Genomic DNA, 26,952 nt, shown 5'->3' on the forward strand with positions numbered 1-26,952 from the left:
CCGGCTACCAGATCTGCCCGCCCGCCCGGACCAACACCTCGTTGATGGCCACCCGCCGCTCCCGTGTGACGATGTAGGCGATGGTGTCCGCGATGTCCTCGGTTCGCAGTGCATCGATGCCGCTCACCTGCACGCGGACCCCATCGCCGCCAGTTTGATCCACAATGCCGGGCGCGACCACACTGACCCGCACGCATTCGGGCAGCAGCTCCTGGCGTAGCGATTCGGTGAACCCGTTGAGGCCGAACTTTGTCAGGTTGTAGACGCTGCCGGCCGGGCGGGCCACCCGACCCGCCGGTGAGCCCACATTCACCAGATCCGCTACCCGCCGTGCCGATGTCGCGGCCGCGTCGATCAAGTAGGGGACGGCGGCGTGCGTAACATGCAGCAGCGCGGACACGTTGAGCGAGATCATCCGGTCCCACTCCTCGATCGGGGTATGCAACGCGGTATCGAACACCATGATGCTGGCGCTGTTGACCAGCACGTCCAGGCGGCCGAGCCGATCGTGCGCCTGCTCCACCGCCTGATAGGCGAGCTCCGGTTCGGTGATGTCGGCGGCCACCGCGATGGCGCAACCGCCCAGGCTCGTGAGTGCGTCGACGACCCGGTCCAGCCGGTCACCGCGGCGCGCGACCAGCGCGACGGCCGCCCCTTCACGGACGAGACGACGCGCGGTCGCCTCGCCGATGCCGCTGCTCGCGCCGGTCACGAGCGCGACCGCTCCATCCAATTGCCGATCTGACATGACTGCCTCATTTCCCCGGGTCGGGATGTATTCGGCGGGTGGCGCCGACCCGATCAGACTCGCGCGTCCAGGCCCCCGGTCGCCCCGGGGAGACCCCCTGGTTCTGCGGACCAGGGATTGACGCACAGCCGAAAGTGGGCGGTACGGGACCTTATTCGGCGAACGGCACCGCGCCCCGAAGCTGACGGCGAGAGGTGATCGACAACTTCGTGAAGACCTTGCGCAGATGCCACTCGACCGTTCGCGGGCTCAGGAACAACCGCGCACCCACCTCCGGGTTGGAGAGTCCCTCGGCGACGAGGACCGCGATCTGCCGCTCCTGCGGTGTCAGCTCATCGCTGGTGGCTTCGACGGTGCGCTTGCGGACCTTCTCACCACTGGCGAGGAGTTCGCGGCGGGCGCGTTCGGCGAATGCCGCCATACCGATCGAGACGAACATGTCGTAGGCGGTGCGCAGTTGCTCCCGCGCGTCGACGCGCCGGGAGTGCCGCCGCAGCCATTCGCCGTACAGCAGATGGGCGCGCGCCAGATCGGGGCGCAACAGTGTCCGGCCCAACCGCTCGACCGCCTCGCGATAGCGCTCGTCCGCGGTGTCCCCGTCGTCCAGTAGGGCTTGGCAGCGCGCCAAAACCCCTTGCGCCCAATCGGTATCGCACGCCTGCGCCGCCTCGGCGAGTCGAGCGAGTGCGTCGTGAGCGACCTGGTCTTCTCCCGTGCGCACGGCCGCCTCGATGAGCTCGGGCAGCACCCATACGGAGACGACCAGCTGAGCGATGTGAGTGCTGGCATGCGCCGCGGTGAGCGCCTCGTCATAGCGGGCGAGTCCGTTGTAGAGGACGGCCGCAGCCCAGTTGGCTGTGGTCACCCCTGTCAATTGGCCACTCGCTCCGGCCTCGTCGATGGTGGCGGCGATCAACGCCGACGCTTCGGCCTCTTTGCCCTGCATCGCGGTCAAAATGATCGTGGTGTACGGGGCGAGGGGGATGCCGGTGGCGGCGGCGATGCCTTCGGATTCGATGACGATTCCGGCCGCGGCGGCGAAGTCCCCGACCAGCGAGGTCGCCGCGCCCAGCGAGGCGAGGTAGATCGGGAGCTCGGTCAGGATGCCCGCGGCGCGCACCACTTCCGCCGCGCGACTGTAGGTTTCGAGCATGACCTGTTCGTCCCAGACCGCCGGGCTCAGCCCGCAGGCCGCCCAGCCCCACTTCAGTACGTCCGGTACAGGCAGGTCGACGAGTGCGGTCATCGCGGTACGCAAAGCGGTGATCGCGGTGCCGCGACCTTCGGTGACGAGTAGCGCACAGCCGTCGAGCACCAGATCGATGGGGCGCAGATTACCCTGCGGCGCAGGCAGTTTCTTGATCGCCTCGGAGATCGCGGCGAGGCTTTCGGCATCAGCCGCGCCCCAGGCCGCCGCGCCCCAGGCCAGCAGATAGGTCTCACGCGCCAGATCCGAATCGAAGGGTTCGAGCCGCCGCGCCGCCGCCAGCAGCATCGGCGGAGCTTCGCTGTTGAACCCGGCCGCGTGCGCGATCCGGCCACGCACCAGAAGAGCTCGCGCGCGCAGCAATTCATCCGGTGCGTCGAGTTCCGCGATGTCGACGAGACCACGGGCGGCATCGAGGTCGCCCGCGCGCACGCTGGCATCCGCGGCGGCCACCGCCCGTTCGGCGCGCCGCGCGGGATCGATGGTCAGGGCCACGGACCGCTGCAGGAATGCGGCCGCGGCGGCCAGTCCACCGCGCGCCTGGGCACGGCCGGCGGAACGCTCGAGCTCGGCGGCGACGAACTCATCCGGTTCAGCGGCGGCGGAGGCCAGATGCCAGGCCCGACGGTCAGGGTCGAGCTGCGGATCGGACACCTCCGCCAAGGCCAGGTGCACCGCACGGCGATCCTCGTCCTGGGCGGCTCGGTACACGGCCGAACGTACGAGCGGGTGACGGAAGGTCACTCGGATATCGAACGACAGCAGCTCCTCGGTCTCCTCGCCGATGGCCGCCGCCGGTGTGATGCCGAGACGCTCGGCGGCCCGCCACACCAGGGCGGGATCACCGACCGGCTCGGCGGCAGCGATCAGCAGGAGCAGTCGGCTCTGCTCGGGTAGCCTTTCGATCCTGGCCAGAAAGCTCTGTTCGATCCGGTTGGGCAGTGTATCGGTGTGCAGCAGGCCGAACCCACCCGCGAGCTGGGTGACGGTCCGCTCGCGGGGCAATTCCAGCAGCGCGAGCGGGTTTCCCCTGGCCTCGGCCACGATTCGATCGCGGATATGGCGGTCGAGCCGGGTGTGGGTCGCCGAATCCAGCAGGGCCTGCGCATCGGCCTCGCCGAGCCCGGCGACCTCCAACTCGGGAAGACCGAGCAGATCCTGACCCCGCCGGCGGGAGGCGAAGACCAGCGCGACCGACTCTGCGAGCAGCCGGCGGGCTACGAAGCCCAGCACCTGCGCGGAGGCCCGGTCCATCCATTGCGCGTCGTCGACGACACACAGCACCGGTGCGTTCGTCGAGGCGTCGGAGAGCAGACTCAGTACCGCCAGCCCGACCAGGAACCCGTCCGGCGGTGTGCCCGTCAGCATTCCGAACACGGTCTCGAGTGCGTCGCGCTGCGGTGCGGGCAGCGCATTGAGCCGATCGAGCAGCGGCACACACAGTTGGTGCAGGGTGGCAAACGCCAACTCCATCTCGGACTCGACGCCGACCGCGCGCAGTACCCGCAGGTCCGTCGCCGCATCCTCCAAATACGCCAGCAGCGCGGACTTTCCGACGCCGGGCGCGCCGTGCACGACGAGCACCCGGCTCTCACCCGTGCGGACCGCCGCGATCATCTGATCGAGGACCGCGCTCTCGGCTCCCCGGCCTACCAGTTCGAGCTGCCCCCGAAACGCCATCATCGCCTGCCTCCGCTGCGGTAGATCCGTGCCGGTTGGTCCAGCAACCGTGCAGACATCATCCTGGCTTGAACCATTTTAATTCGGAAGTCCTGCTCCGATTTCGCGGCGGCAGACGTGACGCCGCCGCGTCACAAATGACACCCGTTGCCTTGTCCTACTTGCAAACCCTCGGACCATGTCAGGAGCGGCCATCCATGACCACGACGCCGACCTCATTCCCCACCGGCGCGAGACCCGGTGTGCTCCTGCATGCCCGGATGCGCGGCAGGTCCGTCGACGAACCCCATCGCGCGTCGACGCAGCTCGAGTTGCTGTTCGACCTGACATTCGTGGTCGCGGTCGCCGCCATCGTCGCGCAGCTCGCGCACACCGTCAGCGCCGGTCATCCACTGCCGAGTGTGCTGCCGTTCCTTCAGGTCTTCTTCGCCATCTGGTGGGCGTGGATGAATTTCACCTGGTTCGCCTCGTCCTACGACACCGACGATGTCCCCTATCGCCTGCTGACCTTGGCACAGATGGCCGGTGTGCTGGTGCTGGCCGCGGGCGTGCCCGCCGCGTTCGGGCACGAGGACTACCTGGCGATCTCGCTCGGCTACCTGGTGATGCGCGGTGCCTTGGCGGCGCAATGGCTCCGAGCGGCACGGGAGGACCCGACGGGGCGACGGACCGCGCTGCGATACGCGGCCGGCATCGCGGTACTCCAAGTGCTGTGGCTGCTGCGCTTGCTACTGGCAGAACTCGGCGTATTCCACGGATTCACAACGCATCTGGCGTTCCTCGCGCTCGCGGCCGCGGAGCTCGCGGTACCGGTATGGGCCGAGCGCGCGCACGGCACCGCATGGCATCCGCACCATATCGCCGAGCGCTATGCCCTTTTCACGATCATCCTGCTCGGCGAGAGCGTGCTCGCGGTATCCACCGGTATCGCCGACGCCCTGGACAGCGGGTTCCGCCCATCGCTCGTGGTGACCGCGCTTTCGGGGCTGATCCTCTTGTTCGCGGTGTGGTGGCTGTACGAACTCGAACCGAGCGGGGAGGGATTGACCGAACGGCGAACGTGGTCATTCCTGTGGGGTTACACCCATTACGCGGTCTTCGCGGCCTTGGCCGCGCTCGGCGCCGGGCTGGAAGTCGCTGTGCGCAGCGGCGATACCGGATCGAGCTCACTCGTCACCGGTTACGCGGTGGCGCTGCCGACCGCGCTGTTCCTGGTGCTGTTGTGGGTGGCGCATGCGGGAATCACTGCGCGCACTCCGATTCGCGCACGAGTGCTGTTCGGTGCGGCGGCGGTGGTGCTCATCGCACCGGTAGCCACGGCCGGAATTCCGGTGGTGACGGTTGCGGTGGTCGCATTCGTCGCCGCGGCAGTCGTGGCGATCACCATCACTCCGCCGCGGGCCGGTTCGCGGCTGCCGCGGCGATTCGGGCGATCTTCTCGGGGTTGAAAACCCAGTAGATACCGTCGATACGCTCGTTGCCGGACGCGCTGATCGTGAGCCAAGCAACCGGAATGCCATCCCGGGATCAGCACCGAGGGGCGACCGTTGGCTTGGATTGACTCGGCAGCGGTTCCGGCCCAGAAACGCGAGGCGAACGCCGCCACGTATTTCGCCACCCGGGTACGCCCCAGCACCGGGATCAGCGAGACGTTGCGCAACTTGCCGCCGCCATCGGCGTAACTGGCGACATCGGTGGCGAACAACGCCTCCAGATCGTTGAAGTCACCGGACCGTGCGGCGGCGAGAAATGCTGCGAGCAAACGACGTTGATGTATTTCATCGACCGCCACCCGGCACTCGGTATCGATGCTCCGGCGCGCCCTGCTCAAGAGTTTGCGAGCGGTGGCTTCCTTGACATCGAGCACATCGGCGATTCGACCGAAGGGGTAGCCGAAGGCTTCCCGCAGCACGAAAGCCGCCCGCTCGGTCGGCGTGAGCCGCTCCAGTACCACGAGCATCACGGTCTCCAAGGCCTCGGCGGTTTCGGCGCCGAGCAGCGGATCGGCGCTGGTATCCACCGGCTCGGGAAGCCATGGGCCGATATAGGTTTCGCGACGCGCACGCGCGGTCTGCGTGGCGTTGATCGATAGCCGAGTGACCATGGTGACGAGGAAAGCGGTGGAATCGCGGACCGAATCGCGCTGCTCATACGACTGCCACTTCACCCACGCGTCCTGGACGATGTCCTCGGCGTCGGCGACGCTGCCCAGCATGCGGTAGGCGATGCCGAACAGCCGTGGCCTGATCGTGGCGAAGTCTTCCACCGCTTTGCCCGTTGTGTTGTCCAAGGACTCAGCGGAGCCAGTCGAGGTAATGGGTGGGTGCGATGATTGCGTCACCCTTGGTGGTGAGCACGTCCCCCGGAACGGCGGCGAACATTCCGGCGGTCTCATCGACCGTCACGCTGCGCTGATCTCCCTTGGTGGACAGCGTGATTCGGCCGAGCTCGGTAAGCGGATAGGTGTCGGGTCCACCGACATTCAGCACACCGTTGATCGGTGCGCCGACCGCCACCTCCGCCACGGTCGCGGCGACATCCGCCGCGGCGATCGGCTGAATCGGAGTACTCGGCAGGCGGACGGTCTCGTCATCGGCGGTCCAGGACAGCACCGAGTCGATGAACTCCATGAATTGCGTTGCCCGGACGATCGAATACGGGACCGGTCCGTTCGCGAGGATGAGCTCCTGCAACGCCTTCGCCCGGTAGTAGTCCAGATTCGGGACCTGATCCACGCCGACGATCGACAGGATGACGAAGTGCCGGACACCGGCCTTGTCCGCGGCCGCCACCAGGTTGTCCATCGACGTGCGGAAGAAGTCCGCGGACGCCGCATCGAAGGTCGGCGAATTCGTCAGGTTGATCGCCACATCATTGTCCGCCATCGCCTTGTCCACCCCCTCCCCGGTGATCACATCGACGCCCGTGGATATCGAGTGCGGCACCGCCTCGTGGCCCTGCGTGTTCAGCAGGTCCACGACCTTGGATCCGATCAATCCCGTACCACCGAAAACAGCGACCTTCATAGCTCCGGACCTTTCCCTGAATTCATTATTGATTGGTTGAAAATTTCGGCAATTCGATTGCGCGCCGGGATCATTCGACCAGCTTCCCGATAGTCGACACATCACGCATCAGGCGGGCTATTTCGGCTGGAACGTCGGGAATCATTTCCCGTTCGATGCGCCCGGACCCCGACCACACGAGGTTCACGCGCAACTCGGGATCGAGTTCCGGGTAGTCCGAACGATTGTGGCAGCCTCGCGTTTCGCGCCGTTCCAGGGCCGCGTCCAAGGTGGCGCGGGCGGCGAGCGCCGAGGATTTCAGATCGAAGGCATGCGCCAGATCCTGGAAGCCGGCGGGATCGGGGTGCACCCCGATATCCGTCATTCGTTCCTCGAGCCCGTCGAGTTCGGCTAAACCCTTTCGCAGCCCGGCGTCGTCGCGGACCACACCGGCATGCTCGGTCATCGTGTCGCGGAGCGTGCGCTGTAGGGCCCGCACGTTCTCCCGGCCGTCCGCCGCCAGCAGTTCGTCGACCTCACGACGGGCGTCGGCGAGCGCGCCCTCCGATCGCCGCTGCGCGGACAACGCGGTCGAGTACTCCGCCGCGGCCGCTCCGACGATCCGGCCGTAAACGAACAGTTCGATCAGCGAATTGCCGCCGAGCCGGTTGGCACCGTGCAAACCGCTGGACGCCTCGCCTACCGCGTACAGACCCTCGACACCCGTGCCGTGGTCCTGCGCCCGCACCCAGACGCCACCCATCGAATAGTGTGCGGTGGGCGCGATTTCGATCGGATCCCGGGTGATATCGAGCATCTGCAACTCGAGCATCGTCTGATAGACGCGCGGCAGCCGACGCATGATCGTCTCCCGGGGCAGGTGCGAAACATCAAGCCACACACCTCCGTTCGCTGTGCCTCGACCCTCTTTGATCTCGGTGTAGGCGGCCAGTGCGACGCGGTCGCGGGTCGATAGCTCCATCCGCTCGGGGTCGTATCGCTTCATGAAACGCTCGCCCACGGCGTTGCGGAGCACACCGCCCTCGCCGCGCGCGGCCTCCGAAACCAGTGTGCCGGCGGCATTCTCGGGCTCGATCAGCCCGGACGGGTGGAATTGCACCAGCTCCGGATCCCGGATTCGCCCGCCCGCCAGCACCGCGAGCCGAAAGGAGTCGCCGGTGTTCTCATCGCGACGCGAGGACGTGCGCCGCCAGATCCGGGTATGCCCGCCCGCGGCGAGGATCACCGCGTCGGCCCGGAACGTGTAGCGTGCGCCATTGTCGAGATCGAAACCGTACGCGCCGAAAACAACATTGTCCCGCACCAGGATTCGAGTCACATAACAGGTGTCGATGATTCGGATGCCGAGCTGCGCAGCACGGTTCACCAGCGTTCGCTGGATCTCCAGGCCGGTGTAGTCGCCCGCGAACGCGGTGCGCCGGAAGGTATGGGCTCCGAAGAACCGCTGCGAGATACGCCCGTCGGCCTCGCGGGCGAAGGGCATCCCCCACCGCTCCAGATCCTCGATTCCGCGCGCGGCATTCTCGGTGACGATGCGCACCGTATCGGGGCGGGCCAGCAGATAGCTCTCGGTGATCGTGTCCGCCGCATGCTGTTGCCAGCTGTCCTCGGGGTCCATCGTCGAGAGCGCGGCATTGATTCCGCCCGCGGCGAGTGTGGTGTGCGCATCGGCCTTGGGCCGTTTGCCGACCATCAGCACGTCGATGCCGCGCTCGGCGAGTTCGATCGCGGCCCGCAGGCCGCCACCCCCGGTACCGATCACCAGTACCGAGGTCGCGATCTGACGTTCGTCCGGGATCACTGGCGCGCCAGCCACTCCGACAGGTGGGTCTGCGCGATCTGCGCGTCCCGGCCGGGCAACAGGCTGTCGAGCTTCAGCACCGCACCGAAATACCGCGACTGCGGATCGGTGACGACCTCACGCGGATCCGAGCGGGCGATCAGCACGGTGCGGATCCACTGGTCCAGTCCGAACACCTCCGGGCCCGCGACCTCGACGGTCCCATTGCTCGGTGCGCCCGCCGCGGCGCGCCCCACCGCGGCCGCGACATCGGCCGCGGCCATCGGCCGCACGTTCGCGCCGGACAACCGCACCTCACCGCCGGCGGTTGCGGAATCGGCTATGCCACCGGCGAATTCGAAGAACTGCGTGGCGTGCACCAGCGAGTACGGCAGACCCGATCCCTTGATCAGTTCCTCCTGCGCCACCTTCGCCCGGAAGTACCCCGACTCCGGCAGCCGATCGGTACCGACGATCGAGAGGGCGACGTAGTGGCCGACCCCGGCTCCACCCGCGGCATCGAGCAGATTGGTGGTGGAGGTCCGGAAGAACTTCATGACATCGTCGTCGGCGAACGACGGCGAGTTGGAGACGTCGATGACCACGTCCGCGCCCTGCAGGACTTCTTTGACTCCTTCACCGGTGAGCGTATTCACTCCCGTATTGGGCGCGGCCGCAACCGCTTGGTGGCCGTGTTCGCCCAGCCGCGTGACAACCTTCGAGCCGATCAGCCCGGTGCCACCGATAACGACGATCTTCATGGTCATTCCTTTCGTTGACGCTGTGTGCGGGGCCGACGCGGTTCCCCTGTAGCAAGGACAGGACAGTCGGCGATTTTGTGACGGTGGCCGACCGGGCGCGCTATGCGCGGGGCGCTCGCCGATCGCGGCGCTGCTCGAGTTCGTCCTCGCTGACCGGAATCAGCATCGGCCGGCCCGGGGCGCAGAACATCGTCACCAGAAAGGCCGACTCGGCATCAGTGAGGTTATTGCCGTCGTGATAGTGGATGGTGTCGCCACCAGGCTCCCAGAATGTCTGCCCCGCCTTGATGATTCGCTGCGGCTCGCCCTCGAGCTCGAAGATGACCTCGCCTCTGAGGACATAGCCGTAGGCGGGGCCTGGATGCCGGTGCGGCGGGGACCCGGGGCTTCCCGGAGGGAGCGTGACGAGAATTGTCATGGCCTCGGCGCCGGCCGGGATCTGCGGCGCGCCGGAGACGTTCCCGATCACAGCGATTCGGGGGGCGAGTAGCTCGGCGTCCCGATTCTCGACCTGGTGGGCTGGTTCTGTACTCACGGTGATTTCCTTTCGAATCCGCTTGATCCGTCGTATGTGCGGCGGCGGGTGGGACCAGTCACGCTCTGCTTGACGCGTACTCCGGGGAGCCGTCTGAAACCCGGCGCTCCCGCTCTTATCTCGCGACTCGGCCGAACACATCGTTAGTTAGGACAAGACAGCAGGCCGGATTTGTGACAGACCGGTCGGTGCTCTACGCCCGCTGCTCGGGCGGTACGTACTCGAAGGTCGGTCCCGCGGTCATCGAGCCGACGCCGCTCGGCATCTTCATCAGCGCCTGGGCTTGCGACTTCAGCGCGTACATGGCCCCGACGGCATCTCGCATCTGGGCGGGACTGCCGTTGAAGGTGTCCTCCAGCAGGTACAGGAGCAGGCAGTACGTGTTGTTGAATTCCTCTTGTGCGCGGCGGATTTCACTGCCTTGCGGGTAATCGGTCGTGCGTGGATTCGGGCGCATCGGAAGAATCCCGGCCTGATCGATCTGCACCGCCTCGCCGGTCGGCCCGGACTGTGGGGTGTCACCGCGCTGAAACCGGCGGCCCTGCGCGAGTTCGACGAAGCGGTAGTAGTGCGCGACTTCGTCGCGTTCGGGATGGAAGACGTCCTTGTCGCCATCCCACACTTCGGTCCGTGCCGCGCCCTCACCCTGCTCGATGATCTCCGCCAGCGCGGACAGCGCGGACTTCAGATCGTGCACGGGGATGACCTTGCCGCCGCCGCTGTTGAAGTGCATCTCGTTCAGCTGGCGTCCCGGGTCGCCGCAGAAGACCACGTCTTCGCCGAGGGTGTCACACAGGACTCGGATACCGGCGTCGATGGCCGCGTAGAACTGCCCGATCGTTTCGTACTCATCGGATTCGGGCTGCGCGTCGGCCGAAGCCGGCTTTTCGATGGCCAGAAACTGTTCCAGCGCAATGGATCCGAACGGCACGAGGTTGATCTGCAACGACCGATCGCCGTGTGGCAGCGGGTGCGGATAGGCCGGAAGCAGTTCCGGTGCATCGATTTTCGGCTCGCCGCCCACGGCGTTCAGCAGATTCGCGGCCAATGCCAGATGCAGCATCTCCTCCACGAATACGCTGCCGATCACCTGTGCCGCATCGGTATTGCGTCCCGGCTCCAAGGAGTACAGCGCGCATAGGTAGGGCGGTATGGTCGCGTGTTCCAATTCGATCGCCCACTGCAGATGTCGGCGCAGATCCTCCAATGTCTGTATGGCTCGGCCAGTGCTGTCCATATCGAACCTCTTCTCGGCAAGTCGTCAGGTGTGTCAGCAACTTGGACAAGACATGCGGGCGAACCGTGACACGATCCGCTCCGCTCGGATCCGATGTGAGCGGCAACCCCTGGCCCCGATGTCACAGATCGGCGGCGTCCTCGGTCCTTTGTAAGGACCCGGCCGCACAGTGAGCTCCGTAAGGAAGGGCATTTTCGATGTCGAAGATCCTGCTGCAAACCACGATCACCCAGCGCACCGACGACTGGGACATCAGTCGCTTCACACTGTTGGCTGACGAACTACGCGCCGCGGGCCACGATGTCATCACGCGCAACCGAGTCAGCCGCGGCGAGAACGACCCGATTCTGAGCCGCCTCGACACCATGGACTTCGACCAATTATGGTTGCTGGCCGTGGATATCGGCGACGGCCTCACCGTTGCCGAGTCGCAGGCGATTGTGCGTTTCCGCGAGCAGGGCGGTGGCGTGCTCACCGCACGCGACCATCAGGACCTGGGCAGCAGTCTCCTCGGACTCGGCTCATTGGGCGAGGTCAACCATTTCCACATGAAGAACCCCGAGGCGAGCGGAATTCGCGACGACCAGGACACACCGGCCATCTCCTGGCCCAACTACCACTCCGGCGCCAACGGCGACTATCAGCCCATCTTCGCTGACAACCCGGCGCACGCCCTCCTGCGCACGAGCGCCTCCACCAGCGGCCACATCGAATGGTTCCCGGCCCACCCACACGAGGGCGCGGTAACAGCATGCGTGCCCCACGCCACCGTTCTCGCCCAAGGCCGAAGCAAAGTGTCCGGCCGCCGATTCAACCTCGCAGTCGTATTGGATGGAGAACTCACTGCGGCGGGCCGACCGATCGGCCGTGCACTCGCCGAATCGACATTCCACCACTTCGCCGACTACAACTGGGATCTCGATTGCGGCGCACCATCATTCGTCAGCGAGCCGCCCGGCACCCAAATCAAAGCCGACGCCTCCCGGCTGACCATCTACAAGAACTACGTCCACAACATCGCGACTTGGCTGCACCCAGGCGAAGCACCACGCTGAGCCCGCCTATCGACGGCCACCCCTGATCAGGTCGAATTCGGCTTCAACGGCCAGCTGGCCAACGAGAAGGCGCTGGTGTCCGGTCTCTGCGCGTGCTGAGTCCCCGTCGTGCCGGATTTGGTGCCCCACTTCGGGAGTGCCATACGGAAGCTTCACCGATCGGAGATGCACTGGCCAGATTCGCGAAGAGCGCAGGAGCCGGAAGCCTTGATGAGCCAGGTAGAGAGCGGGAAAGTTTGGGAGCCCTGGAAAGAAAACCTGCACTCGCCGGCCCCGCCCAACAGGTCATCCGCAATGTCATCCCGAAGGATTCGACGAACAGATCTAGTGTCTAGCAATATGTTTCATGACAGAGAGGCCGGTAGCGCCATAGATTCTGCCGCGTGAGCGAGCAGAATCCGCCGGCGGGGGCTCCGGTGAGAACCAGCCGAACCGCCAGCAACCTACATCCGATCAGGACACGCCTAGACCTGACCGCGCCACTCGAAGCAAAATCGGCGACATCGGACCGGCATGGATCACGGCGATATCGGGCCTTATCGTTGCTCTCACCAGTGCTGGGGTGTTCGTTGGGCGGGCTACGGCCCCGGACGCGCCACAACCTGCCAGCCCTACCTCAATAGCCGTTGTAGCACCAGCGACAAGCGCCTCAAGGGCAACCACTGCGTCCGACGTGGCTGCTGGCACAATACTGGTCGAGAATTGCCCGATTGTTCTTGCTAAGAACTACTACTACTTGCCCATCGGCAGGTTGTCCGAGTGCCCGTTCCCGGCCAAGGACCAAGTGCTTGGCGTCCAATGGGGATCACGCGGTGGCCACCCAATTCCTGGTTACGACACACCCTGCGCTGCAAGGGCGTTTAGGTCGTACACCATCTTCCTGGACTCAACCGCCAGGCGAGAGCGGCCGTCACTGGGCGAACGACACTTCACCCACGACCTGGGGTTCGACGCAGGCGCTCGGCGTGACCCAGGGGTGGGGTTGCGGGGGTGATGTGGAGGGCGCCTTGGTTGAGGTCGAGCATCAGCGCCCCGGGTGTTGTCTGCAGCTGGCTGCGTAACTGGTCGGGTATGTAGTCCATTGTGGCGATTCGGTTGCGGTAGCTGAGAAAACTGTGGCATCCGATCGCCTTGACTCCCGCCCGGCGGAGGCTGGTGACAGCGTCGGTCAATGTCCACAAAGCGTTTTCGGCGGGCTGGATGATGTCGATGGCGTCGAGGTGCCGTGACCGGATCTGTTCCGGGAAGAACTTCGCCGCGAAGTGGCGGTAGAGCACATACTCCGAAGCACCGGTCCATTTGGCGTGTTCAATCGTCGTCAGGAATGCCTCCCAGAACGGTCGCCGGTGCTGGTCTTCGACTCGCCGCATCAGGTCCGCGAGGATTTGTCTGTCGAACACCATGTGATGCTGCATCCCGCTGTACGGGTCGACCGGCCGCCATTCGGCGAGCAGCCGGGTCGCCGCGGTGATCGCGGAGTGGCGGTCGGGGATCGCGTGCTGGCGGGTGTCGAGGCGCCATTGCAGCGGATAGCCGAGTGCCAGATAGGATCTGCCGTCGTTTTCGACGAACACGACATCCTCGACGAGCGCGTAGTCCGCGTCGAGCACCAGCAGGTGCTGGACCGTACTCGCCAGGATGCGGAAGCAACTCAGTTTGATCAGCTGCTGGAAATACCAGGACGAATTCTGGTGATCACCGCCGGCTGTGCGCAGGGTCGCCTCGATGGCGGCCGGTGTCGGTGAGACCGCTTCCTCATCGATCCACTGCACCATATGGTCGGTCCGTACCTGTGCATGCAGGCGCGCGGATCCGACGATATTCACCGATCGGATCGGATTGCGACAGTGTGCCCTCAGCCCGGTGATACAGGCGTCGAGGCTGGGCAGATCCTTGGCTGCTACCGGGATCATGACCTCGATTGCCGGTAGCCGCGCAGTTCCGGTCACGTTCACGCTCCCCGTAGGCTGATCGTCGCCGGCAACGATAGCCAGGCCTCATGGCTCGAAAAGCGTTGGGCCCCCTGAGTATTTCATCACCGACACCGTCGCGACCACGCTGCGCGAAGCGCTCTGGTTCGACCCACCCCTGAAAACGCCCTGTGCCCTCAACGATCGGCCCTCTCGATCGACCGGAAATCTGCAATACGGCGCAGTGCGGAAACGCGGGAAGTCTTGCTGGGCTGGTGCCCCGTCCAGATAGGTTGCCGCGCTATCAGATCCGGCTCGCTTGCCGAGCGCAGTCGAAACGCTGCACTACAGACCCCGCGGCATCGCCGTATGACCGTGCCCGACGGATCTCGATACCTGACAAGCTATCTGACGCGGCACAAGCAAACAGGGCGCAGCCGTTACTGGCGTGCGATCGGCACGGTCGAAAGCGCGGGTCGCGGCAGTAGAGTGTGTTGTCGGACGCGGTCGCAAGGATGGCCTGTTCATCCGGACTGCGGCCGGCATCACGCTACCGCGACCGCTCATACAATCGATCGAATTGGTTTCCCAGCACCGTGTAAGTCTCCAACCACCCACTGCTGGCCGCGATCTCACACAGCGGGCCGGTCGCGATGAACAGAAATCTCAGATCGGGCAACCGGCTCATATCACCTCGCCGAATCAGTTCGGAATGGTCGGTGAGATCGTCCACGAGCTCCGCCGCATCCGTGTACCGAGATTGCCAGCTCATATCCTGTGGCCCGGCCTGCACGATCGCCATCACCTGATCGAGGATGTCGAGTATCTCCGCCGCCTCCGACTTCATCCCGCCAGCTTGGCATGCCCGAAGCTGGTCGACGAGCGCGGCCGCTGGCGCGGCGAGCTGCGCTGGGGTCTCGCGGCGATCCCATGCCTGTAGTACGCGCCCGCCGAATGACCGATGAGCAGGTGCGCAGTGGTCGACGCCGGATGCTTGCCGAGTTCTTCGGCATTTCAGCACCGGACAGAATGCGCGCATGAAACGGTGGTGGATCAGGCGCGACGCCGACGGCTCCCGACCGGTCAACCGGTCGGGAGCCACAGCCGTGCGATTTACACCAATTCGGGTACGCGGAGGTGGGCGATGGCCAGCTCACACTCGCACATGTCCATGACCTGCATACCGGCTTGGCGGGTGATTCGCTCGCGCAGGGCGGTTGCGTCCTCGCGATTGCGTTCCATGGCGTCGGCGCTGTCGAAGGTGACGCAGGAGACGCCACGGCCGGACGCGCGCTCGACCAAGAGACTCGCGCTGGAGAACCCGTCGAGGGATTCCATGCCGTGTAGAGCTTGGGATTTGTATGTCTCGATCGCCGCGTCCTGACGATCCGGGTTCGTCTTGACCCAGACAACGCGGGCGCAGGCGCCCTGCTTTGCGCGGTGGTCACGATGTAGGGCGGCGATTTCCCACTGCTCGATCTGGGTGCCGCCGCCGCCGAATGCCGCGGCCGCACGATCTCGAATGGGGCGGACCCGGTCGGCGCTGGCGGTCATCGCATCTTCGGTTTCCCATGAGGTAGTTACGATGCACCGGCCGGACTGGCGATCGACCAGCAACGATAGTCCGACACAGCCGGGTATGTCTTCCACAGCCGGCATTACCTCGTCGCGTACATGCGCAATCCCGGCATCGATAGCGGAGGGTTGCGCCTGAATAGTCGTAGAACGTGCGTACACGAGCGACTCCCTCGGGTGTTCAGGGCAGCGCCCCGCTGGCGCCACCGACATGTTCACACTGCCCCGCCGCGGCGCTCATGGCAATAGCTTCAGCACACTCTCTGCAACACCTGTTCATGACCGGAGACCGCCGCTGCCGCTGCCGGAGTTTGCGGTAGCTGGATCTGGGGTACTTCCGGCGCTGAACGAACTCCAGGCAACCGGCGGCCGTGGCAGTCAGGGAACCTGTCCGGCAAAAGGGATTATTATGTGGGACAAGCGGTTCGACCACACCACGCATCGGCAATCCGAGGGCGGCGAATTGGACAGCAGCACAGTCGCTTTCGCTGAGATCGCGGATAATCTGGTGCGAAATCTGCTCGATACCGGGCTGCAGCTCAACAAGATCGGTATCGAATTCGACAGGGAATCAGCCGCATCCGCGCAGGCGGATCGGACGCGCGATGCGATAAGCGACATCATCGACGATCTCGACCGCATCATTCGCGATGCCGGTCTGGCCGTGATCGCGGTGACTTCGGCGCTACCGAGGGCAGAGCCGGGCGCATCGCGGCACAAATGATCAAGGCCGGGCCGATATTCGGCGGCGTATAGCCAGCCACGCACGGGGTGTTGGCTGAAGACGACGCATTTGCCTCGCCGCTGTTGCTGTGATCGCGGGCCTGCCGCCCATGTCGGCATTGGCGGAGATCAATCGACTGTTGTTCGAGCCGAACGGGACGTATCTGCCATGGGGCCTATCAGCCGCCGCCGTCGCCGGAGCCGCATACACCGCCGATGCTCACCTGTCCGAGCGGCGGGGCCGAATGCATCCAATGATGTCATTGCCGAAATCACCGGGACAACCCATAGGCCCTGGCGATGACCTTCTCGATGACCGTGCGCGGCAATAGGCGGCGCAACGCGAACATCGCAGGTGCGTTGCTGCCGACCGCGTACAACGGCCGCGGACGGCTGGCCTCGACGGCGGAGACGATGGTGGCGGCAACCCGTTGTGGCGTAATGCCTTTGGCTTGCTGTCGATCGAGTGCGGTCATGAAATGGGTGAAATCCGCTGTGTGCGGGGAGTTCTCGTCGATGTACTTGGTGCGTCGCTCACGCAGCCCGGTATCGATCTGGCCGGGTTCGACGGTGGTGATCCACACGCCGAACGGTGACTCCTCGAATCGAGCCGCCGTGGCGAATCCCCGCACCGCTGCCTTGGTTGCGACATAAGAGGACCGGTATGGCATCGGAAAGCTGGCGAGCATGGAACCGACCATGACAACCCGGCCGTAACCTCGGCTCCGCATTTCGGGGAGCACTGCCTGGGTGAGCGTGACCGGCCCGAGCACATTGAGCTGGAACAGCCGCTCGACCGCCGCGGTCGGTAATTCGGCGAGCGGACCGGCCTGGCTCTCGCCCGCATTGTTGATCAGCACGTCGACACCGTCGAGGCCGTCGACGAATTCGGCGATCGACTCGGCATCGGTCAGATCGAGCGCGCGATAGTCGACATCGGCCACTCGGTCGGCGGCCGCGATCGACTCCGGATTCCGGCTCGTCCCGATCACTTGGAAGCCGCGCGCGACCAGGGCCGCAGCGGTTGCCTTTCCGATGCCGGAGGACGCACCGGTCACGACTGCCAATCGGGTCATAGGTTCTCCTCAGTCTTTCGCGCCCAGCTTTGAGTACCTCAGCTTTGAGTACCTCAGCTTTGAGTACCTCAGCTTTGAGTACCTCAGCTTTGAGTACCTCAGCATTGAATACCTCAGCATTGAATACCTCGGCGGCCAACGGTATGGGTGCGAAAGCCGGAGTGACAAGGGCTACTTCGTGTCTGCCGCAAGTTCGATCAAGCGGGCGCGGACAAGTCCGGGGCGTTCGTCGGCGACGAAATGTCCACAGCCGGTGACCGGTTCGAAGGTGTAGTCGTCGGCGCGGGCCGTTTCGGCGGCCGCCAGGGAGCGGTGGACGGCGGGGTCGTCTACGCCGAACAGGGCGCGGATCGGGATGGTGGCGCGGCGGCGTTCGGGATGACGTGCGGCATTCGGAATTTCGCGCAGCCAGAAGGTGCGATAGGTGTCGGTGGCGGCGCGGGCACAGACCGGATCGCGGAAGCGGTCGGCGAAGATGCGGATCACCTCGGGGCTGACCGTGCTGCGGTCGGTGATCGCCCCTCTGATCAGCCATTCGAGGAAGCGGGTGCGCTGCTGCAGCGGTACGCCCACGGTGGCGACCAGCGGCTGGTAAGTGAGCAGGCGCCAGATCTGTCGCATGACTGTCGTCGGCGGTACCCACGGATGGGCCATATTCAGCACCAGGTAGCCGCCGAAGCGGTCGGGTTCACGCAGCACCATGCGGTAGCCGATGTAACCGCCCCAGTCATGGCCGACGAGCAGCACCCGTCGCAGGCCCATCGCATCGAGGAGGGCTAACACATCGGAGGCCACTTCCTCCTTCGACCACCGATGCGGCGGTGCACCCGACCAGCCGTATCCGGGCAGGTCGGGGGCGATGATCCGCAGTCCTTCGGGCGGGTCGGCAAGCAGATTCCGGTAGGCGTAGTGGTGCTGTGGCCAGCCGTGCAGCAGCACGACCGGGCGACCGTCCTCCGGTCCGGATTCAGTGACGTGGAACCGGACATCGCGGGCTGTCACGAACGTCCGGCGCACCCCGGGGATGACTGGCGGTTCGGTACCGTCGGTAACAGGCATAACGCCCACGATAGTTCGCCGAGCGTCTGCGGAACCACCTTCTGCAGTCGGATTCGCACCACCGCCCGTGGTCGGATAGCGCTTCGTCGGACCACCATGAGGCGGGTCTGCTAGTCGTGCGGCCGCAGTGGCCATTTCGGCGATCTGAGGGTCGGTTCATCGGCGCGACCGTAGAGAAGGCCGCGCGTCACGCCGCTCGGTCCTCGCTCAGGACGGCAACCAGCACAAGTGAATCGAAAGCCGCTGGTGAGCAGTGGCCACCTTTGAACGCGCCGAACCCGCTCGGCGCTAAAACCAGGTGAATCCGGCGCTACCGACAAGGTAGTAATTCCTCATGCCAACTGAAACCGCCCCCGGTTTATTCGCCGGACAGGACCTCGCCGCGCGGGTCGAGCACGCCGAACGCACGCTGATCGAGGAGGGTGCTCGCGCGGCCGCCCGCCGGGACCCGCAGCAGCGAGTGCTGGTGCGGCCCATCGGCGGCGGCCTCGCGGTGTGGGCGGGCCCGGGTTCACCGCTGGACAAGGTGGTCGGCGTCGGAATGAACGGCGCTGCCTTCGATGACGCCGAGCTGGACGCGGTCGAACAAGCCTTCGCCGAGCGGGAAGCGCCGGTCCAGGTCGAGGTCTCCACGCTGGCCGATCCGACCGTTGTCGAACGCCTGACGCGGCGCGGCTATGTGCTGTTCGGCTTCGAGAATGTGCTGGGCTTGCGGCTCGAGCCGGGGCGGCAGGCGCGACCGGCCGAGGGCGTCGAGATCCGCGATGTCGGGCACGACGAATTCGACACCTGGGTGAATGTCGTCGTCGACGGCTTCGCCACCCCGGACACTCAGGGCGTCGCCTCCCATGAGGAATTCCCGCGCGAGGCCATCGAACGCGCCGAGCGGGACCTCACCGCGACGAATGGTTTCGTCGGCTCGCTCGCCATGATCGACGGTAAGCCCGTCGGTGGCGCGAGCTTGCGCCTCAGCGATGGCATTGCCCAATTATGCGGTGCGGCAACCCTTCCCGAATACCGCCGCCGCGGCGTGCAGGGCGCACTGCTTTCGATGCGCCTCGCCGCCGCGGCGGCCGCGGGCTGTGACCTCGCGGTGGTTACGACCCTGCCGGGTTCGAAGTCACAGCAGAACGTCCAGAAGCTCGGCTTCCAACTGCTCTACCCGCGCGCCATTCTCGTCCGCTAGTACCGGCCGAAGGCGAGCGCGACATTGTGCCCGCCGAAACCGAACGAGTTGTTGATCGCGTACTCGATCTCCTGGTTGCGCGCCTCGCCGTGCACCACATCCAGATCGATCTCCGGATCCTGGTTGTCCAGGTTCAGCGTCGGCGGCACGACGCCGTCGCGGATGCTGAGTACGGTCAGAATCGATTCCAACGCGCCCACCGCGCCGATCGAATGGCCGAGTGCGGATTTCGGCGCGTAAACCGAGGCGTGGTTACCGACGGCTTTGTTGATCGCATTGGCCTCGGCGGTGTCGCCGATCGGGGTCGCGGTCGCGTGCGCGTTGATGTGGGTGATGTCCTTCGGGGTCAGACCTGCGATCTGCATGGCCCGGGTCATCGCGCGTGCCGCGCCATCACCATCGGGCGCCGGAGCAACCAAATGGTAACCGTCGGAAGTGATTCCGGCTCCGAGCACGCGCGCGTGGATAGTCGCGCCGCGGGCCTTGGCGTGCTCCTCGGTCTCGAGGACCATCAGCGCACCGGCCTCGCCGAAGACGAAACCGTCGCGGTCGGAGTCGAAGGGACGCGAGGCGCCCTTCGGGTCGTCGTTGCGGGTGCTCATCGCGCGCATCATGGTGAAGGCCGCGATCGGGAGGACATCGATATATCCCTCGACGCCGCCGGTGACGACCATATCGGCGTCGCCCATCGCAATCATCCGCCATGCGTTGACAATTGCCTCGGACCCGGACGAGCACGCAGAGACCGGCGTGATCACGCCGGCCTTCGCCTTCAATTCGAGACCGACGACCGCCGACGGACCATTGGGCATGATCATCTGCACGGCCAGCGGCGAAATCTTGCGATAGCCACCATTTTTCAGCTTAGTGTTCGCATCGGTGATCGCATCGGCGCCACCGAGTCCGGTGCCGATCGCCACACCGAGCCGTTCGGGATCCACCTCCGGACTGCCCGCATTGCGCCACACCTCGCGTCCGAGGACCGTCGCGAGCTGTTCGACATAGGACATCCGACGCTGTTCGACCCGCGTCAGCAGGGTCTCGGGGCGAACCTTCAACTGACCGCCGATGCGGACGGGGAGGTCGTACTCCTCGACGAAGGGATCCTCCAACACGTCGATTCCGCTCTCGCCGTTGAGCAGTCCCTTCCACGTCGCGTCGACATCACCCGCGATCGACGTGGTCGCCGCGAGACTTGTCACGACGATATTCGGGAATCGCCCGTCGGCGGCAAAGAGGTTTCGCACGAGAGTCACTCCTGGTTTCTCTTCCGATAACGCAGTTTTCGGTGTCCTGGCGAGTGCCTTATCCGAATTGGACAGGCGTTCGACGGACTACGGCGGCCGGACATCGTTGTCGTACGGCATCGTCGCAGGCGTTCTACTATGCCCCCGAATGCGTTGAAATGCATTGCTGAGCTGGTATTTCCGCTGGACATCGTTTCCGGAAGAGCATACCGGCGCGGATTGATCACGGTATGCCCGTCATTACGAACCTTAGGCCCGGCGGTTGTGGGAAACCTCTAAAGTCGCAGGAAGCGCGCGCATCCGCAGGCGGTTGCAGCGTAGTGTGCTGGTCCACTGACCGGTTCTGTCCGGCCCATTCGGTCGCCTTACCGGCGCATCTATGCAATCTTGTTATTGCACAACGGCATTGAAAGGGTCGCCCCAGCGGCACGGTGAAGGGGTGTGGCGAGATCATGGTGTCGTCGAACACGGCCGAGTCCGGCGGCAATACCGCCGCGCAGAGTTCACCCACCCCGCCTGCTGCCATCCCCCGGCACGTCGGCACGCGCGGTAGTCGCGCGACCGATCCGCTGTGGCCGGGCATGCTCCCGCCTGGACCGGCACCGCATGTCCTCCCACCGGCGCGCCCACATCGCCGGAAGCGGCGTCCGGCGCGTCGGCCCTGGCTGGTCGGCAGTGCCGCAATATTCGGCACGTTGGCGGCGGTGGCGTTGGTGCTCGTGTACACGGCCGAGGCGAGCAATACCCGGCAGTCGACGGCCACGATCACCGATCCGGTGCTCGGTGGCGGACCGAACTGCGAGCCGACGCGCACCGAACAGTTGGTGCGCGGCAACGGAACCGGCTCGACCGATTCCGGACCGGATGTGATCCTGGCCTTCCAATACGCCTATTACATGACTCGCTCGGCCTCGGATGCCCGCGCACTGACCACACCGGATGCGGCGGTGTCCTCGGTCGCATTGATCGATGCGGGCATCAAATCGATTCCGCCCGGCACCCAGCACTGCGTAATGATCACCCCGATGCTCGACGGCCGCTTCGACGTCGTCATCACCGAATTCCGACTAGATGCGACAGTGCGCACCTATCGACAGTTCGTCAGCGTCACGTCCCACGAAGGCATCACCGTCATTACCAAGATCACCGCGCCGTCCTGACTCGCTGCTCAGCTCCGGCGGCCGGGAAGACCCGCGGCGGTCGCCGCGGCGGCCAGCACCGCCTCCAGCATGTCGGGGGTGAGCCGACCGGTGAAGGTGTTCTGCTGGCTGACGTGGTAGCAGCCGAATAGGTGCAGCGGCGCTCGGTCATCGACGGTCGGCGGCAGCACGACGTGAGCGCCGTGCCCGAATTTGGGACGCGGACGCGGCATAGTCCAGCCCGATGCGGCAAGCACCGGAAGCAGCGCCTGCCAGCCGAACGCGCCGAGTACAACCACCGCTCGCACTGTCGGTGTGAGCAGACCCAGTTCGGTCTTCAGCCAGTGACTGCAGCGATCCCGCTCGTCGGGTGTCGGCTTATTGTCGGGCGGCGCGCAGTGCACCGGCGCGGTGACTCGAGCGCCGATCAGCCGCAGCCCGTCGTCGCGGTGCACCGCCGTCGGTTGATTGGTCAGCCCGACGTTGTACATGGCGGCATAGAGGAAATCCCCACTGCGGTCGCCGGTGAACATTCGCCCGGTCCTATTGCCGCCGTGGGCGGCTGGGGCGAGCCCGACGACCAGCAGTCGTGCGTCATCCGGACCGTAGCCGGGAACCGGCCTGCCCCAATAGGTTTCGTCACGGTACGCGGCGCGCTTCTCCCTGGCCGCTCGTTCCCGCCAGGCGACCAGCCGCGGGCAGGCGAAGCAATCCGCGACCGCGGCATCCAGTTCGGCGATGGTCTCGCACACGATCACATGCTGCCGCAGGTATGTATCGATAGCCATCCGTTTGCGTACAGGTCGCACGACCAGTTCAACGCCGTGGGGAGGTGTGCATAACGGACCGGACACGTGAGCCGGACCACGCGGTCGAGTTGATAGCATGGCCTTCCTGGCCGTCCGGATGCGGGCAACGCCCCCGGGTTCACCTCGAAAGAGTCTTTCCATGCAGTTTGAAATCGTCGAGCGAGACGAAACGTGGGTTGCCGGGCTCCCGGTGCGCAGCCCGAAACGTGCGCTCGGGGAACTGCGTGACCACGACCTCGAGGCCGCGTGGGCGGCAGTGCTGCATCAGGAACTCGGCGGCCAGCTGGCCAGCGCGTACACCGATTACTCCGGTGAACTCGGTACCTACAACACCCAGATCGTCGGCTATGAGTGCGTGTCCTTCGGCGAGGTCACCCGCGGTCACCTGGTGGCGCGGCTGCCGCGCGGCACCTATGCCAGATTCTCCTCGGTCGGTAACTTCCCGCAGGTGATGACCGACCTGTGGACGCAGATCGCCTACGCCGAGGAACACAACCAGATCAAACGCACCTATACCGGCGATTTCGAGTGTTATCCGCACGCGTACAAGATCGATCTCTACCTGGCGGTCGAGGCGCGATGACATACGCGATCGTGGTGCGCCGCGAGGCCATCTACGGCGGTCTGGTGGTGCCGCGGGTACGTCCGAGTTTCAAGGTCAGCAATAGCGACCTGATCGAATTCCTCAAGGATCGGCTACGCGACCGCGCGGGCGCCGACCAGCCGATGTACACGGTGTACGTGCCGGATCCGGCCGGAAACTACAACGCCGTCGTATGTTTCGAGTACTCCGCTCCGGGCGCGGTTCCGGTCGGTGACGTACTGGTCAAGGTGCCCAAGGGTGTCTACGCTCGGTTCGAGCCGAACGGGGACTACCACGATCCGGTCGAGGATGTGTGGGCCCAGGTCGACGATGCGACGGCGTCCGCCGAGATCACCCGTGCGTACCGGGAGGAGATCGAGATCTGGCGTGGGCCGGAGTCGGTCGAACTGTTCATCTCCATCCTGGTCTAAGTTAGCCGTCTGTTAGCTACGTCAGTACCAACTGGTCTCCACGATCTATTCGATGGCATGTTCGAGTGTTCTGACCTGCAGTAATTTCGGCGCGGGCAATTAGTTTTCGGAAGATTAACCAGATATCTGGTCAATTCTTCAAGGATGACGGATACTGCCTTAGGCAAACTCACCTGATCGGCGAGTCATCTGGCGGGTCGGTCAGGCCGGCTCGATGACCGTGCAGATGTGCGGTAGCAAACGGAATAGGAACACCATGACTGTCGAAACAATCGCAGTCGGCCCGGGGGGCACACGCGATGCCGAGGTTTTGCGGTTCCGCGACATGCATTCCGGATATGTCTTTCATGTCGCTACTCCGCAGGCTCATCCCGATCTGTGGCGTCGTTATCTGCGCGGTGCGCTGCAGGTTTACCGGCACTACGGTGTGGATCACGCTTTGGAATACGACAGCGTTGTCGACGGCCGTTCGACTTCGTTGTTCTTCACCGCCGTAGATCCGTCCGGCGCCGTCGTCGCGGGATTGCGGGCACAGGGTCCCTACGGTGTGGCCGACGAAGTGCACGCACTGCGCGCCTGGGCCGGCCGACCGGGTGCCGCCGAGTTGCGCGCGATGGTTGCCGACCGGATACCGGAAGGTGTGGTCGAGGTGAAGGCGGTTTGGGTCTCCCGAGCGGCCGAGCACCGTGCCGCGCTCGCCGCGGCGGTCTCCCGCTGTGTCGTCCACGCCGCCCGACTGCTCGATGCCAGGTTCGGTTTCATCACCACTGCCACGCGAAATGTCGGACTGTACCGCTCGAGTGGTGGGTATGTCGCCGATCGGGTACCGGCTGTGCCCTATCCTGACGATCGCTATCAGACTATCCCGATGTGGTGGGATACCCGGACATATCGGTCATTAGCCACCAAATTGCAGAGTTCGTTGACAGCGCTGGAGCGTGCGGCGCTCGATGCCTGGCTGTCGCCGCATGGTCGAGCGCCCTCGAGTGGACCAGGGATCGGAGGATTGGCGCAGGTATGAACGGTGACCTCACCGCGGACCACCGCCCGCTGATTCTCGACGAAAATGCCTCAGTCGATGCCCCGATCCTCGTGCAATTACGGAAATCACCGCAGGTCCGCATTCTCGATCTGCGTGATGTGCTGCGCGCCGAACTCGCCAAGGTGCGTCGGCCGCCGCCGGACCTCGGGGGGCCGGAGACGGACCGATGGGTTTATTACCCGTGGCGGCGCGCGCTCGTCGGGTTGCCCGGTGAAAAGACATTTCGGGCAATTCGCTTGGACCGCAACCAGAACAAGCTCACCCGCGCCGAACAGGAACGCTGTGCCGGTCTCGCGATCGGGGTCGTCGGGCAGAGCGTCGGCCACGCGGTCGCTTACACACTGGCCCTCGAGGGCACCTGCGGCCTATTGCGCCTGGCCGACTTCGACGATATCGAGTTGTCGAATCTGAATCGGGTGCCCGGTGGGATCTTCGATATCGGCGTGAACAAGTCCATCGTGACCGCGCGCCGGATCGCCGAACTCGATCCGTATCTACCGGTCGAGGTCGCCACCGCGGGCATCGACGAGGACACCGTAGACACATTCCTGCATGGATTGTCGCTGGTCGTCGAGGAATGCGATTCGCTCGATATCAAATTCGCCGTCCGGGAAGGCGCACGCCGACAGCGCATTCCGCTGGTGATGGATACCAGCGATCGCGGCCTGCTCGATGTCGAGCGCTATGACCTGGAACCGGACCGTCCGCCGTTCCACGGTCTGCTCGGCGCGACCATGGGCGCGGATCTGCGCGGATTGTCCACGAAAGACAAGGCGCCGCACGTCATGCGGATTCTCGACCCGAAGGAGCTATCGGCCCGGATGGCCGCGAGTCTGGTCGAGATCGACGAAACCGTGACGACCTGGCCGCAACTCGGCGGTGACGTCCAATTGGGTGCGGCCATCGTGGCGGCGGCGGTGCGCCGGATCGGGCTCGGCCAGAAGTTGTCCTCGGGCCGGACCCGGTTCGATCTGGAACGTGGTCTGGACGAGCTGGCCGAACCGGAGCCCGGGTGCGAGAAGGTGTCCGACGAATTTCCGGTGGCCGAAGGCAGTGTGCCGGATCCGGACGGGTCCGCCGTCGAGAAGATGCTCGAATCCGCGCGGCGAGCGCCCTCGGGCGGCAATACCCAACCGTGGTACCTGCGCGTCGATGGCGATGAACTACGCATCGATCTCGTCCGAACCCGCTCGTCGGCACTGGATATCGGCTATCGCGCCAGCGCGGTATCGATCGGCGCGGCGCTGTACAACGCGCGCACCGCGGCCGCCGCGCACGGTCTACTCGGCGCGCACGAGTTCATCGAGAACAACTCCACCCCATTTTCCGCGGTGCTGCATCTGGGCGACGGCACCGATTCCGCACTGGCCGCGGACTATCCGTACACACTGACCCGCGAGACGAACCGACACCTCGGCGCGGGCGCGCCACTGGCCGATCACGTCCTGCCCGACCTGGCCGCGGCCGCCATCGATGCGTCGGTCCACGCCATCACCGAACCCGATGAGCTCGCCGCCGCGGCCGCACTGCTCGGTGAATCCGATCGCATCCGCTACCTGACCCCGCGCCTGCATCAGGAGATGTTCGGCGAACTGCGCTGGCCCGGTGAGGATTCGCGCACCGGGATCGATATCCGGAGTATGGAATTGGCCCCCGACGAGCAGGCCAAGATCCGCATCGGCGAGCGCTCGGATGTGATGGATCGGTTGCGCGAATGGTCCGGCGGTGCCGCGCTCGGCGAGTACACGCGCGACCGCGTGCTGTCGAGTTCGGCGGTGCTCGCGATAACTTTTCCGCGTCGATCCGGCGCAGAGTCGGTATCACTTGCCGATTACGCGCGCGGTGGCGCGGCCGTGCAGCGGGTCTGGATCGCGGCGCAGCGGCTCGGTCTTGCGGTGCAACCGGTCTCGCCTTTGTTCCTATATGCGCGGCACCCCGACGAGCTGAAAGGGATTTCCCCGGATTTCGCGGATACACTTACCTCACTTCAGGGCCGTTTCCTGGACCTGCTGGGAGTGCCTAAACATGAGATCATGGCATTGGTGCTTCGCCTGAGCTTTGCGACAGCAGCCACGGTCCGCAGTAGGCGGCTTCCAGTGCCGGGCGCGGGCAACCGCAGCTAGCGCGATCGGAGATAGGGTGC

The 26,952-nt window shown here is 65.2% G+C and carries 23 protein-coding genes and 1 pseudogene; 9 read left to right on the forward strand and 15 right to left on the reverse strand.

Annotated features, from left to right (window positions below; genetic code table 11):
* Positions 1 to 4: 4 nt before the first annotated feature.
* On the reverse strand, positions 5 to 748 hold the full coding sequence (locus ACIBJI_RS02525) for an SDR family NAD(P)-dependent oxidoreductase (protein ID WP_364341035.1): 744 nt from the start codon (positions 746 to 748) through the stop codon (positions 5 to 7).
* A 151-nt stretch (positions 749 to 899) separates the two neighbouring features.
* On the reverse strand, positions 900 to 3,638 hold the full coding sequence (locus tag ACIBJI_RS02530; protein ID WP_397082776.1) for an AAA family ATPase: 2,739 nt from the start codon (positions 3,636 to 3,638) through the stop codon (positions 900 to 902).
* Between the two features lie 194 nt (positions 3,639 to 3,832).
* On the opposite strand from ACIBJI_RS02530, the gene ACIBJI_RS02535 reads away from it, so the two are divergent.
* Complete coding sequence (locus tag ACIBJI_RS02535) at positions 3,833 to 5,083, forward strand: low temperature requirement protein A (protein ID WP_397082778.1); 1,251 nt, start codon at positions 3,833 to 3,835, stop codon at positions 5,081 to 5,083.
* Between the two features lie 419 nt (positions 5,084 to 5,502).
* On the opposite strand, the pseudogene ACIBJI_RS02540 reads toward ACIBJI_RS02535, so the two are convergent.
* From ACIBJI_RS02540 to ACIBJI_RS02565, 6 genes and pseudogenes are all read right to left on the reverse strand, one after another.
* A pseudogene (locus ACIBJI_RS02540) lies at positions 5,503 to 6,030 on the reverse strand (sigma factor); the annotation flags it as partial.
* On the reverse strand, positions 5,930 to 6,661 hold the full coding sequence (locus ACIBJI_RS02545) for an SDR family oxidoreductase (RefSeq protein ID WP_397082780.1): 732 nt from the start codon (positions 6,659 to 6,661) through the stop codon (positions 5,930 to 5,932). The gene ACIBJI_RS02545 and the pseudogene ACIBJI_RS02540, both read right to left, overlap by 101 nt.
* Before the next feature lie 70 nt (positions 6,662 to 6,731).
* Positions 6,732 to 8,477 (reverse strand): L-aspartate oxidase, encoded by a 1,746-nt coding sequence (locus ACIBJI_RS02550; RefSeq protein ID WP_397082782.1) that lies wholly within the window; start codon positions 8,475 to 8,477, stop codon positions 6,732 to 6,734.
* Positions 8,459 to 9,202, reverse strand: coding sequence for an SDR family oxidoreductase (locus ACIBJI_RS02555; RefSeq protein WP_397082784.1), 744 nt, complete (start codon positions 9,200 to 9,202; stop codon positions 8,459 to 8,461). Before ACIBJI_RS02555 ends, ACIBJI_RS02550 begins: the two co-directional genes overlap by 19 nt.
* 100 nt (positions 9,203 to 9,302) lie before the next feature.
* Positions 9,303 to 9,677, reverse strand: a complete 375-nt coding sequence (locus ACIBJI_RS02560; RefSeq protein ID WP_364341362.1) for a cupin domain-containing protein — start codon at positions 9,675 to 9,677, stop codon at positions 9,303 to 9,305.
* 253 nt (positions 9,678 to 9,930) lie between these two features.
* The gene (locus ACIBJI_RS02565; protein WP_364341047.1) at positions 9,931 to 10,974 is read right to left on the reverse strand and encodes a ferritin-like protein; all 1,044 of its coding nucleotides are present in this window, start codon (positions 10,972 to 10,974) and stop codon (positions 9,931 to 9,933) included.
* A gap of 197 nt (positions 10,975 to 11,171) precedes the next feature.
* Between ACIBJI_RS02565 and ACIBJI_RS02570 the strand changes: the two genes are divergently transcribed.
* A complete protein-coding gene (locus ACIBJI_RS02570) occupies positions 11,172 to 12,029 on the forward strand; it encodes a hypothetical protein (protein WP_364341049.1) in 858 nt (285 codons plus the stop codon).
* Between the two features lie 929 nt (positions 12,030 to 12,958).
* On the opposite strand, the gene ACIBJI_RS02575 is transcribed toward ACIBJI_RS02570, so the two are convergent.
* From ACIBJI_RS02575 to ACIBJI_RS02585, 3 genes are all read right to left on the reverse strand, one after another.
* Entirely contained in the window at positions 12,959 to 13,978 is a 1,020-nt protein-coding gene (locus ACIBJI_RS02575) for a DUF6492 family protein (RefSeq protein WP_364341051.1), read from the reverse strand.
* Positions 13,979 to 14,489: 511 nt separating this feature from the next.
* The gene (locus ACIBJI_RS02580; RefSeq protein ID WP_364341053.1) at positions 14,490 to 14,786 is read right to left on the reverse strand and encodes a hypothetical protein; all 297 of its coding nucleotides are present in this window, start codon (positions 14,784 to 14,786) and stop codon (positions 14,490 to 14,492) included.
* A 266-nt stretch (positions 14,787 to 15,052) separates the two neighbouring features.
* Positions 15,053 to 15,676, reverse strand: coding sequence for an antibiotic biosynthesis monooxygenase (locus tag ACIBJI_RS02585; RefSeq protein ID WP_364341055.1), 624 nt, complete (start codon positions 15,674 to 15,676; stop codon positions 15,053 to 15,055).
* 247 nt (positions 15,677 to 15,923) lie between these two features.
* Here ACIBJI_RS02585 and ACIBJI_RS02590 point away from each other — a divergent pair, with 247 nt between their 5' ends.
* Positions 15,924 to 16,238, forward strand: a complete 315-nt coding sequence (locus ACIBJI_RS02590; protein WP_396957299.1) for a hypothetical protein — start codon at positions 15,924 to 15,926, stop codon at positions 16,236 to 16,238.
* A 271-nt stretch (positions 16,239 to 16,509) separates the two neighbouring features.
* Here ACIBJI_RS02590 and ACIBJI_RS02595 read toward each other — a convergent pair whose 3' ends face one another.
* Both ACIBJI_RS02595 and ACIBJI_RS02600 read right to left on the reverse strand, forming a co-directional pair.
* Positions 16,510 to 17,313 (reverse strand): SDR family oxidoreductase, encoded by an 804-nt coding sequence (locus tag ACIBJI_RS02595; RefSeq protein ID WP_364341059.1) that lies wholly within the window; start codon positions 17,311 to 17,313, stop codon positions 16,510 to 16,512.
* A 171-nt stretch (positions 17,314 to 17,484) separates the two neighbouring features.
* Positions 17,485 to 18,372 carry an alpha/beta hydrolase gene (locus tag ACIBJI_RS02600; RefSeq protein WP_364341061.1) on the reverse strand — a complete coding sequence of 296 codons (888 nt, stop codon included), beginning with the start codon at positions 18,370 to 18,372 and terminating at the stop codon, positions 17,485 to 17,487.
* A gap of 334 nt (positions 18,373 to 18,706) precedes the next feature.
* Between ACIBJI_RS02600 and ACIBJI_RS02605 the strand changes: the two genes are divergently transcribed.
* Complete coding sequence (locus ACIBJI_RS02605) at positions 18,707 to 19,558, forward strand: GNAT family N-acetyltransferase (RefSeq protein ID WP_364341063.1); 852 nt, start codon at positions 18,707 to 18,709, stop codon at positions 19,556 to 19,558.
* On the opposite strand, the gene ACIBJI_RS02610 is transcribed toward ACIBJI_RS02605, so the two are convergent.
* On the reverse strand, positions 19,555 to 20,805 hold the full coding sequence (locus ACIBJI_RS02610; RefSeq protein ID WP_396957296.1) for a KasA/KasB family beta-ketoacyl-ACP synthase: 1,251 nt from the start codon (positions 20,803 to 20,805) through the stop codon (positions 19,555 to 19,557). The two genes, ACIBJI_RS02605 and ACIBJI_RS02610, sit on opposite strands and share 4 nt — an antisense overlap.
* A gap of 452 nt (positions 20,806 to 21,257) precedes the next feature.
* On the opposite strand from ACIBJI_RS02610, the gene ACIBJI_RS02615 reads away from it, so the two are divergent.
* Positions 21,258 to 21,965 (forward strand): hypothetical protein, encoded by a 708-nt coding sequence (locus ACIBJI_RS02615; RefSeq protein WP_364341067.1) that lies wholly within the window; start codon positions 21,258 to 21,260, stop codon positions 21,963 to 21,965.
* Positions 21,966 to 21,973: 8 nt separating this feature from the next.
* Here the strand turns inward: ACIBJI_RS02615 and ACIBJI_RS02620 are convergent, their stop codons facing one another.
* Positions 21,974 to 22,732, reverse strand: coding sequence for a uracil-DNA glycosylase (locus tag ACIBJI_RS02620; RefSeq protein WP_364341069.1), 759 nt, complete (start codon positions 22,730 to 22,732; stop codon positions 21,974 to 21,976).
* Positions 22,733 to 22,892: 160 nt separating this feature from the next.
* On the opposite strand from ACIBJI_RS02620, the gene ACIBJI_RS02625 reads away from it, so the two are divergent.
* The 4 genes from ACIBJI_RS02625 to ACIBJI_RS02640 all read left to right on the forward strand — a co-directional run bounded on the left by ACIBJI_RS02625 (position 22,893) and on the right by ACIBJI_RS02640 (position 26,932).
* Positions 22,893 to 23,336, forward strand: a complete 444-nt coding sequence (locus ACIBJI_RS02625) for a GyrI-like domain-containing protein (RefSeq protein WP_040695392.1) — start codon at positions 22,893 to 22,895, stop codon at positions 23,334 to 23,336.
* A complete protein-coding gene (locus ACIBJI_RS02630; protein ID WP_364341071.1) occupies positions 23,333 to 23,767 on the forward strand; it encodes an effector binding domain-containing protein in 435 nt (144 codons plus the stop codon). The genes ACIBJI_RS02625 and ACIBJI_RS02630 overlap by 4 nt, the downstream gene beginning before the upstream one ends.
* Before the next feature lie 256 nt (positions 23,768 to 24,023).
* A complete protein-coding gene (locus ACIBJI_RS02635) occupies positions 24,024 to 24,788 on the forward strand; it encodes a hypothetical protein (protein ID WP_364341073.1) in 765 nt (254 codons plus the stop codon).
* Positions 24,785 to 26,932, forward strand: a complete 2,148-nt coding sequence (locus ACIBJI_RS02640) for an Rv1355c family protein (protein WP_364341075.1) — start codon at positions 24,785 to 24,787, stop codon at positions 26,930 to 26,932. The genes ACIBJI_RS02635 and ACIBJI_RS02640 overlap by 4 nt, the downstream gene beginning before the upstream one ends.
* The last annotated feature ends 20 nt before the right edge of the window (positions 26,933 to 26,952 follow it).

Source organism: Nocardia sp. NPDC050408 (assembly GCF_044458905.1).
Taxonomy (GTDB): Bacteria; Actinomycetota; Actinomycetes; order Mycobacteriales; family Mycobacteriaceae; genus Nocardia.

Bases quoted from the DNA above. Each gene is read 5' to 3' on its own strand.
- ACIBJI_RS02525 (WP_364341035.1), bottom strand. From the start codon at position 748: ATGTCAGATCGGCAATTGGATGGAGCGGTCGCGCTCGTGACCGGCGCG.
- ACIBJI_RS02530 (WP_397082776.1), bottom strand. From the start codon at position 3,638: ATGATGGCGTTTCGGGGGCAGCTCGAACTGGTAGGCCGGGGAGCCGAG.
- ACIBJI_RS02535 (WP_397082778.1), top strand. From the start codon at position 3,833: ATGACCACGACGCCGACCTCATTCCCCACCGGCGCGAGACCCGGTGTG.
- ACIBJI_RS02545 (WP_397082780.1), bottom strand. From the start codon at position 6,661: ATGAAGGTCGCTGTTTTCGGTGGTACGGGATTGATCGGATCCAAGGTC.
- ACIBJI_RS02555 (WP_397082784.1), bottom strand. From the start codon at position 9,202: ATGAAGATCGTCGTTATCGGTGGCACCGGGCTGATCGGCTCGAAGGTT.
- ACIBJI_RS02565 (WP_364341047.1), bottom strand. From the start codon at position 10,974: ATGGACAGCACTGGCCGAGCCATACAGACATTGGAGGATCTGCGCCGA.
- ACIBJI_RS02570 (WP_364341049.1), top strand. From the start codon at position 11,172: ATGTCGAAGATCCTGCTGCAAACCACGATCACCCAGCGCACCGACGAC.
- ACIBJI_RS02580 (WP_364341053.1), bottom strand. From the start codon at position 14,786: ATGAAGTCGGAGGCGGCGGAGATACTCGACATCCTCGATCAGGTGATG.
- ACIBJI_RS02590 (WP_396957299.1), top strand. From the start codon at position 15,924: ATGTGGGACAAGCGGTTCGACCACACCACGCATCGGCAATCCGAGGGC.
- ACIBJI_RS02595 (WP_364341059.1), bottom strand. From the start codon at position 17,313: ATGACCCGATTGGCAGTCGTGACCGGTGCGTCCTCCGGCATCGGAAAG.
- ACIBJI_RS02600 (WP_364341061.1), bottom strand. From the start codon at position 18,372: ATGCCTGTTACCGACGGTACCGAACCGCCAGTCATCCCCGGGGTGCGC.
- ACIBJI_RS02605 (WP_364341063.1), top strand. From the start codon at position 18,707: ATGCCAACTGAAACCGCCCCCGGTTTATTCGCCGGACAGGACCTCGCC.
- ACIBJI_RS02615 (WP_364341067.1), top strand. From the start codon at position 21,258: ATGGTGTCGTCGAACACGGCCGAGTCCGGCGGCAATACCGCCGCGCAG.
- ACIBJI_RS02620 (WP_364341069.1), bottom strand. From the start codon at position 22,732: ATGGCTATCGATACATACCTGCGGCAGCATGTGATCGTGTGCGAGACC.
- ACIBJI_RS02625 (WP_040695392.1), top strand. From the start codon at position 22,893: ATGCAGTTTGAAATCGTCGAGCGAGACGAAACGTGGGTTGCCGGGCTC.
- ACIBJI_RS02630 (WP_364341071.1), top strand. From the start codon at position 23,333: ATGACATACGCGATCGTGGTGCGCCGCGAGGCCATCTACGGCGGTCTG.
- ACIBJI_RS02635 (WP_364341073.1), top strand. From the start codon at position 24,024: ATGACTGTCGAAACAATCGCAGTCGGCCCGGGGGGCACACGCGATGCC.
- ACIBJI_RS02640 (WP_364341075.1), top strand. From the start codon at position 24,785: ATGAACGGTGACCTCACCGCGGACCACCGCCCGCTGATTCTCGACGAA.